Consider the following 13246-nt stretch of genomic DNA (forward strand, 5'->3'; position numbering starts at 1 on the left):
TGTTCTCCTACTTGCGGGTCTCCAGTCGCGCCTTGGTGGTCGGCAGGGCGCCGTCCAGGAACCGCTGTCGCGTGGCCGAGCGGGCGATCTTGCCGCTGGAGGTGCGGGACACCCCGCCGGGCTCGATCAGCACGAACTCGTGCACGCTCATCTCGTGCTCGACGTTGACGGCGGCGCGCACCGCGTTCTCGACCTCCTCCAGGTCGAGCCGCGCCAGCGGGACCCGCCGGTTGCGCTCGGCCACCACGACCAGCAGCTCGGTGCCGTCCCCCTGGACGGCGAACGCCGCGACGTGCTCGGGCCGCACCGCCGCGTGCGACTCCTGGGTGGTGACCTCGATGTCCTGCGGGTAGTGGTTGCGGCCGTCCACGATGATCAGGTCCTTGATGCGGCCGGTGACGTACAGCTCGCCCTCGTGGACCACGCCGTAGTCGCCGGTCTTCATCCACGGCCCGGCGGGCAGCCCGCCCGGCTCGGCCAGCACGCCGCCGAAGGTTTCCTGGCTGCGCTCGGAGTTGCGCCAGTACCCGGGGGCGGTGTTGGGGCCGTGCACCCAGATCTCGCCGACCTCGCCGTCCGGCCGCTCCAGGCGCGTCTCCGGGTCGACGATCGCGACGAGCTGGCCGGAGGGCCCCCCGCACGACACCAGGGTGCTGGCGCGCTCGTCGTCCGACCCGCACAGCACGAGCGAACCTGTGGTCAGCGCGTCCCGCTCCACCGTGATGATCTTCGGCGGGGCGTCCTCGGCGGCGGCCGTCACGAACACCGTCGCCTCGGCCAGGCCGTAGCCCGGCGCCTGCGCGCCCGGCCGCAGCCCGGCGGGCGCCAGCGCCTCGGCGAAGGTGGTGAGCGTGGAGGTCCGGATCGGCTCGGCGCCGTTCAGGCAGGTCGTCAGGCCGCTGAGGTCCAGGTCCGCCCGCCGCTCCGGCGTGATCATGGACGCGACGTACTCATAGGCGAAGTTCGGGCCCGCCGTGTAGACGTTCTTGCCCGGACGCTCGGAGATCAGCTCCATCCAGCGCAGCGGGTTCATGATGAACGACACCGGATCGGTGTAGATCGCGTGGTCGCCGCTGACCAGCGGGAGCGCCATCGTCGCGATCAGGCCCATGTCGTGGAAGAGCGGCAGCCAGCTCACCAGCTCCGGATTCGGCCGCTCCGGCGCCCATCCCGCCCACAGCTGCGCGGCGTTCGACGTCACGTTCCCGTGCGTGATCTCCACGCCCGCGGGCCGCCGCGTCGAACCCGAGGTGTACTGGAGATAGGCCAGCTCGTCGAAGCCGATCGGCTCGTCCCGCCAGGCCCCGGCCAGCGCGAGGTCGATCTCCTCGGCGAAGACGATCTCCTTGGGCTCCGGCACGTCATGGTCGGCCAGGAACTTCTCCACGTGCGCGAGCGCGTTCCGGGTCGTGACGATCACCGTGGGCTCGGCATCGGTGTAGGCGCCGATCAGCCGGTCGGCATGGCCCGGGAGGTCGGGCGAGAACAGCGGCACCGCCACCACGTGCGCGTACAGCGCGCCGAGCATCGTCGTCATGTACTCCAGCGTCTGCGGCAGCAGCAGCGCGGCCCGGTCACCCGGGGCGGCGACCTGCCGCAGCCTGGCCGCCGTGGCCCGCGCCCGCCGGTCGGCCTCCGCCCAGCTCAGCGTGAGGCGCGCCCCGGCGGGGTCGAGCGAGAAGTCGACGAAGGTGAAGGCCGGCGCGTCCGGCTTCTGCGCGGCCCACCGGGCCAGCCGCTCGATCAACGGGGTGCGGCCGGAGCCGCCGGGCTGGAGTTCGGGAAGCAGCGAGCCCAATGCCATTGAACAACTCTCCCGGAAACGGACTTGGCGACGCCGCGCGGGCGGACGTCACCGACAACGATCAGCGATGTCCGGACGACCGTCTGACCGCCCCTCCGGCACATGGCGCTGAAGCAGGTGCAGCGAGAAGCTACCCGATGGTAGGGGCGGGGGACACTAGTCCGGACGCACATTAGCCGCCGGAGGGTTTGTCACGGCGGTGACAAGCGGATTCTCCCATTTGCGTGTGACGGGCGAAATTATCACCCACCGTGCCCAGGCCGTCTCGCACCGGGCCCGACCCTCGTCCCGACAGCCTAATCAGTGCTCTCACGCCGCGTCGCCAGCCCCTTCCTGACCAGCCCAAGGCATGCCGCCAGCCACAACAGAGCGATCTCCGCCGCCAGCGCGATCCCCAGCACGATCGCCCAGTCGGCGCCCTCCCCTTCCTGGCCCCCGGACGGCGAGACCAGCGTCATCTGCGTCCCGTCCCCCTGAGGCGCCGGGGGCGCCACCGAAGGTCCAGGCGCGTTCGTCGGCGGCAGCACCGGCGAATCCATCGGCGGCGCCGAAGGCGTCACGGGCACCGGCACTCCCGACCAAGGCGCCACCCAAGGAGCGCGTCCCCCAGACGGTGGCGGCATGACCCCCGAAGGCGACGTCCCAGGAGGCCGCTTTCCGGAGGAGGGCGCCCCAGCCCGCCCCACCGGCGACGGCGTCGGCTTCACCGACGGCGGCGGCTTTGAAGTCGGCTTCGCCGAGGGTGGCCTTTCGGAGGGCGGCTTCGCCGAGGGCGGCGGCGTGGACGGTGGCGTGGACGGTGGCGTGGACGGTGGCGTGGACGGTGGCGTGGACGGTGGCGTGGACGGTGGCGTGGACGGTGGCGTGGACGGTGGCGTGGACGGTGGCGTGGACGGCGGAGTCGCGGAAGGTGGCGGCGTCGAGGGCGTCGGTGGCACGACGGATGGCGGTACCGCCGACGGAGGCGGCACGGATGGTGGCATCGGAGACGGCGGCGCCGGCGACGGGGGCTTCGGGGTCTCTGGTGGCTTGGGGATCTTTGGGCGGATGGTGAGGGTGGTGGTTGCTCGGCGAGGGGCGTTGTCGGCGGTGGCGGTGGCTCGGATGTGGGCCAGACGGGCAGTGGGGCGGAAGGAGACCTGGACGGCATGGGTGGTGGTCAGGTCGTCCAGGTCGCAGTCGAGACGGGGGCCCTCCTGGTCGCATTCGGAGGGGTGGGTGGTCCAAGTCAGGCCCCGGGCGTGGAGGGTGAGGGTGACGTCGTCCGCCTCGGCCTCGGTGGGGTGGACGGACGCCGTGAGCGTGCGGTGGCCCTGGACGGAGAGGGACGTCGTCAGGCGGGCGTCCTGGTCGGCGTGGACGGGCAGCGGGGTGAGCAGCAGCACGGCGGTGAGCGCCGCGGTCTGCCAGGCCCTTCCAGGCACCGGTGTCCCTCCCGTTGGCCGAACTGCTCGCCGGGGGGACGGTGCCGTGCGGCACCAGGCTCACTCAGTTATTGCCACTGGCCACAATTAGTAACGTCGAGGGACGAACCGGCTTGGCCCGGCCCCTTCCGCCCTGCGAAATCGATACTCCGTAGAATCGACCGATCACGAGGAGAGGAGTGCCGGTGGCGGAGGCCGTACGGTCCCTGGAACGCGCCTTCGACCTGCTGGAACATCTGGCCGACGGCGGTGGAGAGATGGCGCTGTCGGAGCTGACGGAGGTCTCCGGGCTGCCGATGCCGACGATCTACCGGCTCATGCGGACGCTGGTGAACCAGGGCTATGTGCGGCAGGAGCCGTCCAAGCGGTACGCGCTCGGGCCGCGGCTGATCAGGCTGGGCGAGGGCGCGAGCCGGCTGCTGGGCACGTGGGCCCGCCCGGCGCTGACCCGGCTGGTGGACGAGGTGGGCGAGACCGCCAACATGGCCGTGCTGGAGGGCGACGAGGCCGTCTACATCGCGCAGGTGCCCTCGCGGCACTCGATGCGGATGTTCACCGAGGTCGGGCGGCGCGTCAAGCCGCACTGCACCGGGGTGGGCAAGGCGCTGCTGGCCCAGCTCCCCGAGCAGCGCGTCCGGGAGATCCTGGCCCGCACCGGCATGCCCGCCCACACCCCGAACACCTTCACCGACCCCGACGCCCTGCTGGACGAGCTGGCCCGCGTCCGCGAGCGGGGTTATGCCGTGGACGACGGGGAGCAGGAGATCGGCGTGCGCTGTGTGGCCGTCCCGCTGCCGGGCACGCCCGCGCTGACGGCGTTCTCGGTGTCCGGGCCGTCGGCCCGGATGACCCGCGCGGCCGTGGACGAGGTCGTGCCCATCATGCTGAGGGTCGCCGAGCGTTTCGCCGAGGACCTGAGGCCCTGACCGGCGGCAGGTCAGTCGACGAGGTCGCCGACGACGACCTTGGGACGGCCGCCGCGTTCCCAGGTGACGTAGTCGCCCGCCGACTTGACCAGGACGGCGGCGAGCCAGAGCAGCACTCCGGTGTCGTCGACCAGGCCGATGGGGATCAGGATGTCGGGGACGGCGTCGATCGGGGAGACGATGTAGATCAGGCCGACGACCAGCATCCCGAGGGTCTTGTGAGACAGGCCCTTGTACTCGCCCCGCAGGACGGCCTTGAGCATCCTGGGGACGGCCCGTGCCCGCGTCCACAGCCCGGGTGTGCCGGGTTCAAGGGTCTCGCTGTAGATCTGCCAGGCTTGTCCGGCGGCCGCGGCACTGCTCTTCTTCACCACAGGCACTCCTTGTTCTCACTGAGACCAGGGCGCGCCCCCGCGGCGCCCACGACTACCTTGGACGCGGAGAGTGCCCAATTTTGTTCCCATAATTCTTTTTTGCCCAGGTAAAGCGGGCCTTCCCTGCCCCAGACTGGGAAACCCCGGTCGCCTGCGCCACTCAAGTTACCCCAAGTGAGGGATTCATCACTCAGACGGACGAGTCCAGGGGATTCGGCCCCATTTCCCGGCGTCCGCTGGAAACATGGCTTTCGGGCGTCGCCTCTTCCCGCCGGGCCGTCCCGCACGACCAGCACTCGCCCGCCGAGCATCTCAGGAGCTGAACGCAGGACATGACCGGCGACCCGATCACACCCGGCCCCGTCACGGGCACGGCCGCCGGGACGGCCTACCTCGCGCTGCCGCCGACCGCCGTCGACGCGCGCCCGGCGGGCCCGACGCGCCTCATCGTGGCCTGGCCCGGTTTCGACCCGCCGCGCACGGCGAGCGCCCTGGCCGCGGCCGTGCCGATGACCGGCGTGCCGACCTGGCGCGTCTACCTCGACCTGCCCGTCGAGCGCCCGGGGTCGCTCGACGGGACGACGCTGCTCGACAATCGGGGCATCGAGGCATTCGGGACGGCCGTCGAGCAGGCCGTCGAGCGGCTCCCCGACGTCCTCGCGGAGATCAGGCGCGAGCTCGACCTGCCCGAGGGCCCCGTCGGCATGGCGGGGTTCTCGGTGGGAGCGGCCGCCGCGCTGCTGGCCGTGGTGCGCGGCACGGTGCCGGTGAGCACGGCGGCGCTGATCGCCCCGGTCATCGCGCCCGCCCGCGCCGCGCGGGCCATGGAGGCGCGCACCGGCCGCGAGCACCGCTGGGACGACCATGCCCAGGCCCTGGCCGACCGCCTCGACCTCGGCGTGCGAGCGGGCGAGATCATCGAGCGGGGCACGGCCCTGCTCCTCATCGCCGGCGCCAAGGACCGCGTCGTCCCGCCCACGGAGGTCACCGCGCTGCGCGATCTGCTGGAGCGACGCGGCGCTCGGGCCGTGGAGGCGGCCACCTTCCGGATGGGGCACGCGCTGGCGGCCGAGCCGGGCACCGAGGCCCTCCCGCCCATCACCGAGGCCGTCCGGGTGGACGGCGTCCTCACCGACTGGTTCCGCGAGCGCTTGGCCGAGGTCGACGAACCGGCTCAGGACCGGGCCGCCGAGCGTCCCCTGAACATCGAGGGCATCACGCTGGGCACCCCGTCCTGCTAACCGTCTTCGCCGAACACGCGGAGGTAGAGGTCCTCGGCGTGGGCGGTCGGGGACGGGGCGCCGGGGACGATCCGGAAGGTGGGCTCGCCGTCCGCGTCCCGCTCTGTGGTCAGGAAGACCTGGCCGCCCCCGGCCTCGGCGTGCAGGCGGCGGGCCAGCTCGTACAGGTGCGTCACGAACACGATGCGGACGCCCAGGTCGGTCAGGGCCCGGATGATCTCGGCCGCGATGCCGGACGCCTCGCGCTCGGTGGTGGAGGCGAACGACTCGTTGCACAGCAGCAGCGAGCCCGGGCCGAGACGGTCGACGGCCGCGCTCATCCGGGCCAGTTCCTCGTCCAGTCGGCCGCTGGACATCGAGCGGTCCTCCTCGCGCCTGAAGTGGGTGAGGATGCCGTGGGCGATCGGGGCGGTGAAGCGGTCGGCGGCGACGAACATCCCGCACTGCGTCATGAGCTGCGCCAGGCCGACGGCGCGCAGGAAGGTCGACTTCCCGCCGCGGTTCGTCCCGGTGACCATGATCAGGGCGGCGGCGCCCGCGTCGAGGTCGTTGCCGACCGTCCCGGCCCGGAGGAGCGCCAGGGCGGGCTCGTGCAGGTTCCGCGCCGTCAGCTCCGGCCCGATCCCGGGGACGCAGGTCGGGACGCCGAGCCCGGTGAGGGTCTCGGCGAGGTTGAGACAGCCGACGTAGAAGCCCAGCTCGTCGCGCAGGGCGCGGAAGAAGTCGCGGACGTGGTCGGCCGAGCCGGAGGCGGCCCGCGCGACCTCCGCCAGCATCAGGTCGCGGAAGGCGGGCAGCGCGCGCCAGGTCTCCTCGTTGTCGCTCGGGACGGTGAAGGTGAGCCCGGCCCTGCGGACCCGCCGGACGGACGGGTCGCGCCGCCTGCCCAGGGGCCGGTGAAGGCGGAACCCGACGCTGGTGTTCCCCGGTCCCAGGCGCGCCTCGGCCAGCAGGCCGTGCTCGAACCCGAGCTCGCCGAGCAGCGCCGCGGTGCCGGTCAGGTACTCCTCGTCCAGCTCGGCCCGGACGCGGGCGAACAGCCGGGTGAAGCCGGGCGAGCGGAACGCGTGCCCGTGCTGGGACGCGAGGTCGCGCAGTCGCCGCAGCTGGTCAAGGGACTGTTCCAGCACCCGCACCGAGCGGCTCAGCAGCGCCTCCGGGCGGGTGGTGGTCACGCCCCGGAAGATCTTGCGCTCCGCGGCGACGGCCCGCCCGGCCAGGGCGTGCAGGGACCGGACGACGGCCGCGTTCGCCATGCAGTCGCCGAGCACCTCCTGCCGGTGCGCGATCGCCGCCGGGTCGGTGAGCGGGGCGAGGGTCACCGCCCGGACCGAGCCGAGGACGTCCTCGTCCCCGCGCGCCATGGCAGCCCACATGCCGTCGAGCCGCAGGTCACCGGCCTCGACGGTGGCCGGCGGGCGGGCGCCGTCCCCGGCGGACAGCAGCCCGGGCCTCATCGGCGCGCCCGCGCGGTGATCTGGGCGTAGGTCAGGCCGTGCCGTTCGGCGAGGGCGAGCGCGTGGGCGCGCCCGTCGGCGGCCCGCCGGACGAACCGGTACGAGCGCTCCTCGGCGCCCACCATGCTCACCGCCGCCGGGCTCGTCAGCGCCAGCGCGTCGACGAAGCTCACCCACAGGCACGCCGCGTCCAGCCGGACGATCGAGGCGAGCACCGTCTCGCTGAGCGCGCGGGCGTCGTCGGGCGTCGTGGAGCTGAAGACCTCGTTGAGGACGATGACGCTGCGCGGGGTCGCGGCCTTCAGGAGCGCCCGCATCCGGATCAGCTCCGCCTCCAGGCCGCTGGTCAGGTCGCCGGGCGCCTCCTCGCGTTCGAAATGGGTGAGGACGGCGTCCGCCAGGAAGATCCGCACCTCCCGTCCCGGGACGGGGCAGCCCAGCGCGGCCAGGTGGTGCAGCTGGCCGAACGTGCGCGCCAGGGTCGTCTTCCCGCCCTGGTTGGGCCCGGAGACGACCAGGACGCGTTCGGTGCCGTCCAGGCGCAGGTCGTTGGTCACGACCTGCGGGTGCTTTGCCGCCAGGGCGAGGTCGTAGACGTCGCGGGCGAGCAGGTCCTTGCGGGTCGCCGAGACCGCCGGGGTGCAGATCGGCAGGCCCGCCGCGCGCACCGGCGCGAGGAAAGACAGGTAGCCCAGGTAGAACCGCAGTTCGCGGTCGAGCCGGTCGAGCTCCGGGGCCGGGAAGTCGCGGTTGGCCGCGCAGAAGGCGGCCAGGTCGCCGAACAGGCCGGGGAAGAGTTCGGCGACGAGGTCAAGGACACCGGCCTCGACGAAGTCCAGGCCGAGCGCGGGCGCCCCCTCGGTCTCGCCGGACGGCGGTCCCTGCCGGAAGCGCTCGAACCACGCCAGTACCCGGTCGGCGTGGTCGAACCGGCCGTCCTCCTCGTGGGGGGCGACGCTGACCTCGTCCCCGCGCACCAGGACGTCATAGCGGATCTCGCCGAGCCGCTCGCGCAACCGCCGCGCGCCTTCAAGCAGCCCGGTGAAGCCCGCGGACCGGATGTGCCCGGCCAGGTCGTCGCGGAGCGCGCGCAGGCCGGGTGAGGCCGCACCGGACGCGTCCAGCCCCTCCGCGAGCCCGATCACCGCCGCCGTGTGGTCGAGCACGATCTCCAGGAACCAGCGGTGGGCCTGCGGCGGGTGCTTGCGGCGTTCCAGCGCCTCCAGCCGGGAGCGCGTCCTGGCCATCGACGCGGTGAACCGCTCGGCGGTCTGGAGCACCGCCGGATCTTCCAGGTCGCGGAAGATCTGCTGCCGGAACGCGACGCTCTCGGCGTCCCGCAACGGGCGGTGCAAGTACCGCGCGACCCCGGCCGCACCGGCCGCCTCCGCGACCGCCCGGACGACCTGGTCGAGGTTCAGATCGCGGAAGTGGCCGGGCTCGGCGTCGTCCGGCTCCCCGGTGGGGTCCGGCGTGGCGAACAGGATGCTGCGAACACCCATCGGCCCCCCGCAAGATCGCTCTGCCCGATCGTAGGTCACCGGGACCCGGTCCGGGGCGTGGTTCGGCCCCGGGACCGGGTCCCGGCAGGACGACGTCAGGCTCGGCTGAGGACCTGGTAGCGGACGGGGATGACGCCCGCGCCGGTGCCCTTCACCTCGATCATGGCGGCCTTGGAGAGGTCCAGGCAGCGCCCGCCCGCGTAGGGGCCGCGGTCGTTGATGCGGACGACGACCGAGCGTCCGTTGTTCTTGTTGGTCACGCGGACCTTGGAGCCCATGGGCAGGGTCTTGTGGGCGGCGGTGAGCTCGCTCGGGTCGAAGCGCTCGCCGCTGGCCGTCATCTGGCCCTGCCAGTAGTACGACGCCTCGCACGAGCCCGAGGAGATGACCCGGTAGTCAGGGGCCTTCTTCTTCTTGGGCTTCGGCTTGGGGTTGCTCTTGGTGGGCTTGGGCGAGGGCGGCGGTGTGCGCTTCTCTCCTCGGCTGGCCCGGGTCGGTGTGGCCCGCGGCGGGTCCGCCTGCGGGGCGACCGGTGGAGTGGCGGCCTGCGCGGCCCGCGCGGACTCCGCCGAGCCGCCGCCCGCGGTCATGGCCCAGGCTCCGGCCGCCAGGACGGCCACCGCGACGCCTGAGGCGATCAGGATGAGAGTGAGACGGGATTTCGGGCGATGCTTTCCAGCGCTACCCACAGAGAAGTCCTTTGGTCGGGGACATGACCCCGGACGCCTCGGTGTGTGATCACCAGTGGTGGCTCCATGATCGTGGAGCTCGTCGCGCGCCCTTCAGGCGCGTCCGCATGATCGCGGATCATTCAGGCGTCCGGCGGGTGCGGCCCTCGCTCAACCGTGTTCACTTGGTTCTCTCTTGGAGCCGCACACAAGTCCTTGACCGTAGGGCGCCCGGCGCGTGAATCATGCGAACAGCCGCCGTTTGTGGGGTTTGTCACCTGATCTTTTGCCGTCCGGAGTGGCTCGACCTCGGGGGGTGACGGCATTTCAAGATCCTCTTTACTCTGCGGCTAATGCCGATCTCGTTCCGGTAACCGGAATGCGAACGGGGCGCCCACGAGGTTGCCGCCTCCTCGTGGACGCCCCGTCGGGGGCCGGCTCAGCCGACCGCGGGAACGCCCGGGAGCTTGGGCGTCGACGGGAGCGCGGCGGGCAGGCCGGGCAGGCCGGCGAGCATCGCGGTCGGGTTCTTCAGGCTGCCGGCGGCCTGGTCGAGGAGGCCGTTGAGCTCGGCCTCGGGCCCGGCCTTGCGCTGGGCCTTCTGCGCGGGAAGCGTGGCGCCCGGCAGGCCCGGGAGCGACACCGGGACCTTCGGGAGCGACTTCAGCACCGGGGAGCCGGACTGGGCCCCGCCGACCAGCGGCAGCTCGACGGGCAGCGGCGGCACCGGGTCCTTGCGGAGGCCGGGCTTGGCGCCGGCGACGTCCACACCCTCGGTGAGCTGCTTGATCTTGTCGCAGGGGACGAGGTTGCTGCCGACCAGCGGCAGCTCGCCCTGGGCGGCGGGAACGCTCACGGGCACGTCGGGGATCCCGGCGCCGGTGTGCGCGACGGCGGTGAGGTCCTTCAGGGGGCCGCCGGTCCCGGCGACGCACCTGGCGGCCTTGCGCTTGGTGGTGACCCCGTTCGGGGCGGAGGCCAGCACGCCGTCGGCGGTCGCGGCGTGCGACTTGGCCAGGTCGGTGGCCGGGTCGATGGTGTCCTTGACCTCCGGCGGCACGGCCTGGTCGAGCGTCTGGTCCACGTCGTGCACCAGGCTCGACACCGGCGGGACGTCGGTGCCCGCGACCGGCACGACGTCGGCGCCGGCGGGCGCGGACGCCACGGTCATGGCGACCGCCACGGCCAGCGGAGCGAAGACGGAAGCACTGATGAGCCTTCTGGCAGTTCGATTCATTGGTTCCCCCCGGGGGATTGAAGTTTGCCCATGCACTGATGTGCGCTGCCGGGTACCAGTGCTCCCCCACTGGTTTCCCGCATTCAGCCGCACCGTCGAGCGGGGACGTTAGTACAAACCGAGAGGACGCACAGCGGAATTCAGCATTAATTGAGAGACCCGAAGGCGATCAACGCAATTGGATCAACACGTGGCACACTGCCGGAGATATAGCGACAATGCCCGTAAAATCACCCGGGAACATGGCGTTGCTTTTGATCTCCATTGGGCGCGCAATGGTCCGGGCAGCACGACGGGGACGCTCCGGAGGGCCTCCAGAACATCCCCGCTTTTTACCTTGCGCGCGTCTCGGCGACGCGATCGCTAACCTGCGTCGCCGCCGATCGTGATCGCCTCGTCGACCTCCAGCTTGCGGGCGTCGAGCTCGCGCTCATAGCGCTCGCGGTCGAAGTTCTCGGCGAACTCCTCGTCCTGCCGCATCAGCGCCTCAAGATCGGCCTTGGCGTTGTCCAGGACGCCCATGTCCTGATAGGCCGCCTTCACCTTGTCGCCCCACAGTCCGACATCTCGCACACAAGGGACGATCCTGCTGAAAAGGAGCGACTGGTAGAGCGTGTACATGGCGGAGTTGTCGACGTACTCCATGCATTTGTCCAGCGGCATCTCCAGCTGCTCGAACACCTCGCGCGCCTTGAACCGGTCGCGCATCAGGTAGCAGCCCTCCACCACGAACTCCTCGCGCTCGGCCCGCTCCTTCTCGGTGAGCTCGGCGTAGTAGTCCTTCAGCGCCAGGCGGCCGAAGGCGACGTGCCGCGCCTCGTCCTGCATGACATAGGCCAGGAGCTGCTTCACCAGGGGGTTGGTGGACAGGTCGCGATAGACGCCGAACGCCGCCAGGGCCAGGCCCTCGATCAGCACCTGCATGCCGAGGTAGGGCAGGTCCCACCGGCTGTCCTCCAGCGACTCGGCCAGCAGCTTGGCCAGGTCCTGGTTGATCGGGTAGTACATCCCGATCTTCTCGTGCACGAACTTGGTGTAGAGCTCGACATGGCGCGCCTCGTCCATGGTCTGGGTGGCGGCGTAGAACTTGGAGTCGAGGTCGGGCACCGACTGGACGATCCGCGCCGACACGTTCAGCGCGCCCTGCTCACCGTGCAGGAACTGGCTGAACAGCCAGGAGCCCTGGTGGCGGCCGAACTCGTCCCGCTCCTTCTGGGTCATCTTGTCCCAGATCTCGGAGCCGAACAGGGGGTTGAACTCCTCGGGCAGGCCCGCCACGTTGACCGGGTCGACCTCGACGTCCCAGTCGATGCGCTTCTGGGCGTCCCACTGTTTGTCCTTGCCCTTCTGGTACAGGTTGAGCAGCCGATCACGGCCGTCGTCATATTCCCAGGTGAAGCGGGCGTCGCCCGCCATCGGGACGTTCCAGGTCTCCTGCGGGACGGGGCTCGTGTACAGCTCGAACGAACTCACGGGGTAACCACCTCCGAAGGCGCCGGCGCCGCGTAAGCGGCGCTGAGGGTGCGACCGCCCATCGCTTTACATCTGTTCGTAACATGTAAAGCCCCCAAGAAACCATACCTAAACGCTTACTTTCTGGCCGCCCCGTACGATCGACGGGTGCGCACCGCCCCGCTCGCCCTCGCCGGGCTGCTGCTGGCCGGGTGCTCGGACGCCGGGAGCGCCCCCGAGCGGCCCGCCCGCGCCCAGGCCCCGGCCTCGGCCGCGCCCACCGCCGCGAGCAAGGGCTGCGCCCGTCCGGCACCCAAGACCGGACGGCATCGCTTCGGCGGCCGCGCCTACTTGCTGACCAGGCCGAACGGGGACGGCCGCACCCCGGCCCCGCTGATCGTCGACCTGCACGGCCTGAACTCCACCGGATTCGAGCAGGCGATCTACGGACGGCTGGCCAACGCCGGTTCGGCCCGCGGCTTCATCGTGGTCGAGCCCGACGGCGCCGCGACGCGCCGGGGGTGGAAGCTGCCCGGCATGCCCGGGGGCTCCGCCGACATCGTCTACACGCGCGCGCTGCTGGCCCACCTCGAACGGACCCTGTGCGTCGACCCGGGGCGCGTGTTCGCCACGGGCTTCTCCAACGGCGGCGGCCTCGCCGCGGCCCTGGTGTGCGGCCTCCCCGGCCGCCTGCGCGGCGTGGCGGCCGTCGCCGGGCTCAACCTCGCCCGGCCCTGCCCGGACGCCCGTCCGGCCACGGTGGTGGCGTTCCACGGCTCGTCCGACCGCATCATCCCCTACGGGGGCGGCGTCCCCTTCGAGGGCGACCGTTCCCGCGTCCCGCCGTGGATGCGTCCGGTGACCGGCGACTTCGTCCTGCCGTCGGTCACCGGGAGCGTCGCCGCCTGGGCCCGCGCCCTCGGCTGCGGCCCGGCGGTCCGCGACGCGCCGCGCGGCGAGATCGCGCGCGTCGGCCACGGCTCGTGCCGGGGCGGCGCCCGCGTCGAGCTCTACACCGTCATCGGCGGCGGGCACACCTGGCCGGGCTCCATCCCCATCCCCACCGGCCGCACGACCCGCCAGATCGACGCCACGGCGCTCATCCTCAACGCGTTCTCCCGACCCTGACCCTCGACGCGTTCTCCCGACGCTGACCCGCGG

11 protein-coding genes are annotated in these 13246 nt (G+C 71.9%); 3 read left to right on the forward strand and 8 right to left on the reverse strand.

Annotated elements, in window-relative coordinates:
- Positions 1-7: 7 nt before the first annotated feature.
- Positions 8-1804 carry a fatty acyl-AMP ligase gene (locus ACQPY4_RS40495; protein WP_433330500.1) on the reverse strand — a complete coding sequence of 599 codons (1797 nt, stop codon included), beginning with the start codon at positions 1802-1804 and terminating at the stop codon, positions 8-10.
- A gap of 296 nt (positions 1805-2100) precedes the next feature.
- Positions 2101-2370, reverse strand: coding sequence for a hypothetical protein (locus ACQPY4_RS40500; protein ID WP_433330502.1), 270 nt, complete (start codon positions 2368-2370; stop codon positions 2101-2103).
- A 1043-nt stretch (positions 2371-3413) separates the two neighbouring features.
- On the opposite strand from ACQPY4_RS40500, the gene ACQPY4_RS40505 reads away from it, so the two are divergent.
- The gene (locus ACQPY4_RS40505; protein WP_433330504.1) at positions 3414-4154 is read left to right on the forward strand and encodes an IclR family transcriptional regulator; all 741 of its coding nucleotides are present in this window, start codon (positions 3414-3416) and stop codon (positions 4152-4154) included.
- A gap of 11 nt (positions 4155-4165) precedes the next feature.
- On the opposite strand, the gene ACQPY4_RS40510 is transcribed toward ACQPY4_RS40505, so the two are convergent.
- Positions 4166-4525: a YkvA family protein gene (locus tag ACQPY4_RS40510; RefSeq protein ID WP_433330506.1), complete on the reverse strand. Its 360-nt coding sequence runs from the start codon at positions 4523-4525 to the stop codon at positions 4166-4168.
- A gap of 335 nt (positions 4526-4860) precedes the next feature.
- On the opposite strand from ACQPY4_RS40510, the gene ACQPY4_RS40515 reads away from it, so the two are divergent.
- Positions 4861-5769, forward strand: coding sequence for a hypothetical protein (locus tag ACQPY4_RS40515; RefSeq protein ID WP_433330508.1), 909 nt, complete (start codon positions 4861-4863; stop codon positions 5767-5769).
- On the opposite strand, the gene ACQPY4_RS40520 is transcribed toward ACQPY4_RS40515, so the two are convergent.
- From ACQPY4_RS40520 to ACQPY4_RS40540, 5 genes are all read right to left on the reverse strand, one after another.
- Complete coding sequence (locus tag ACQPY4_RS40520; protein ID WP_433330510.1) at positions 5766-7226, reverse strand: MutS-related protein; 1461 nt, start codon at positions 7224-7226, stop codon at positions 5766-5768. The two genes, ACQPY4_RS40515 and ACQPY4_RS40520, sit on opposite strands and share 4 nt — an antisense overlap.
- Positions 7223-8728, reverse strand: a complete 1506-nt coding sequence (locus ACQPY4_RS40525; protein ID WP_433330512.1) for a MutS-related protein — start codon at positions 8726-8728, stop codon at positions 7223-7225. Before ACQPY4_RS40525 ends, ACQPY4_RS40520 begins: the two co-directional genes overlap by 4 nt.
- Positions 8729-8823: 95 nt before the next feature.
- Complete coding sequence (locus ACQPY4_RS40530) at positions 8824-9417, reverse strand: septal ring lytic transglycosylase RlpA family protein (protein WP_433330514.1); 594 nt, start codon at positions 9415-9417, stop codon at positions 8824-8826.
- A gap of 418 nt (positions 9418-9835) precedes the next feature.
- A complete protein-coding gene (locus ACQPY4_RS40535) occupies positions 9836-10633 on the reverse strand; it encodes a hypothetical protein (RefSeq protein ID WP_433330516.1) in 798 nt (265 codons plus the stop codon).
- A gap of 363 nt (positions 10634-10996) precedes the next feature.
- Positions 10997-12106: a ferritin-like domain-containing protein gene (locus ACQPY4_RS40540; RefSeq protein WP_433330518.1), complete on the reverse strand. Its 1110-nt coding sequence runs from the start codon at positions 12104-12106 to the stop codon at positions 10997-10999.
- Positions 12107-12253: 147 nt separating this feature from the next.
- On the opposite strand from ACQPY4_RS40540, the gene ACQPY4_RS40545 reads away from it, so the two are divergent.
- Positions 12254-13213 (forward strand): alpha/beta hydrolase family esterase, encoded by a 960-nt coding sequence (locus tag ACQPY4_RS40545; protein ID WP_433330520.1) that lies wholly within the window; start codon positions 12254-12256, stop codon positions 13211-13213.
- The last annotated feature ends 33 nt before the right edge of the window (positions 13214-13246 follow it).

The sequence above is a fragment of the Spirillospora sp. CA-294931 genome (genome assembly GCF_050946795.1).
Taxonomy (GTDB): domain Bacteria; phylum Actinomycetota; class Actinomycetes; order Streptosporangiales; family Streptosporangiaceae; genus Spirillospora.

Bases quoted from the DNA above. Each gene is read 5' to 3' on its own strand.
- ACQPY4_RS40520 (WP_433330510.1), bottom strand. From the start codon at position 7,226: ATGAGGCCCGGGCTGCTGTCCGCCGGGGACGGCGCCCGCCCGCCGGCC.
- ACQPY4_RS40525 (WP_433330512.1), bottom strand. From the start codon at position 8,728: ATGGGTGTTCGCAGCATCCTGTTCGCCACGCCGGACCCCACCGGGGAG.
- ACQPY4_RS40535 (WP_433330516.1), bottom strand. From the start codon at position 10,633: ATGAATCGAACTGCCAGAAGGCTCATCAGTGCTTCCGTCTTCGCTCCG.
- ACQPY4_RS40495 (WP_433330500.1), bottom strand. From the start codon at position 1,804: ATGGCATTGGGCTCGCTGCTTCCCGAACTCCAGCCCGGCGGCTCCGGC.
- ACQPY4_RS40515 (WP_433330508.1), top strand. From the start codon at position 4,861: ATGACCGGCGACCCGATCACACCCGGCCCCGTCACGGGCACGGCCGCC.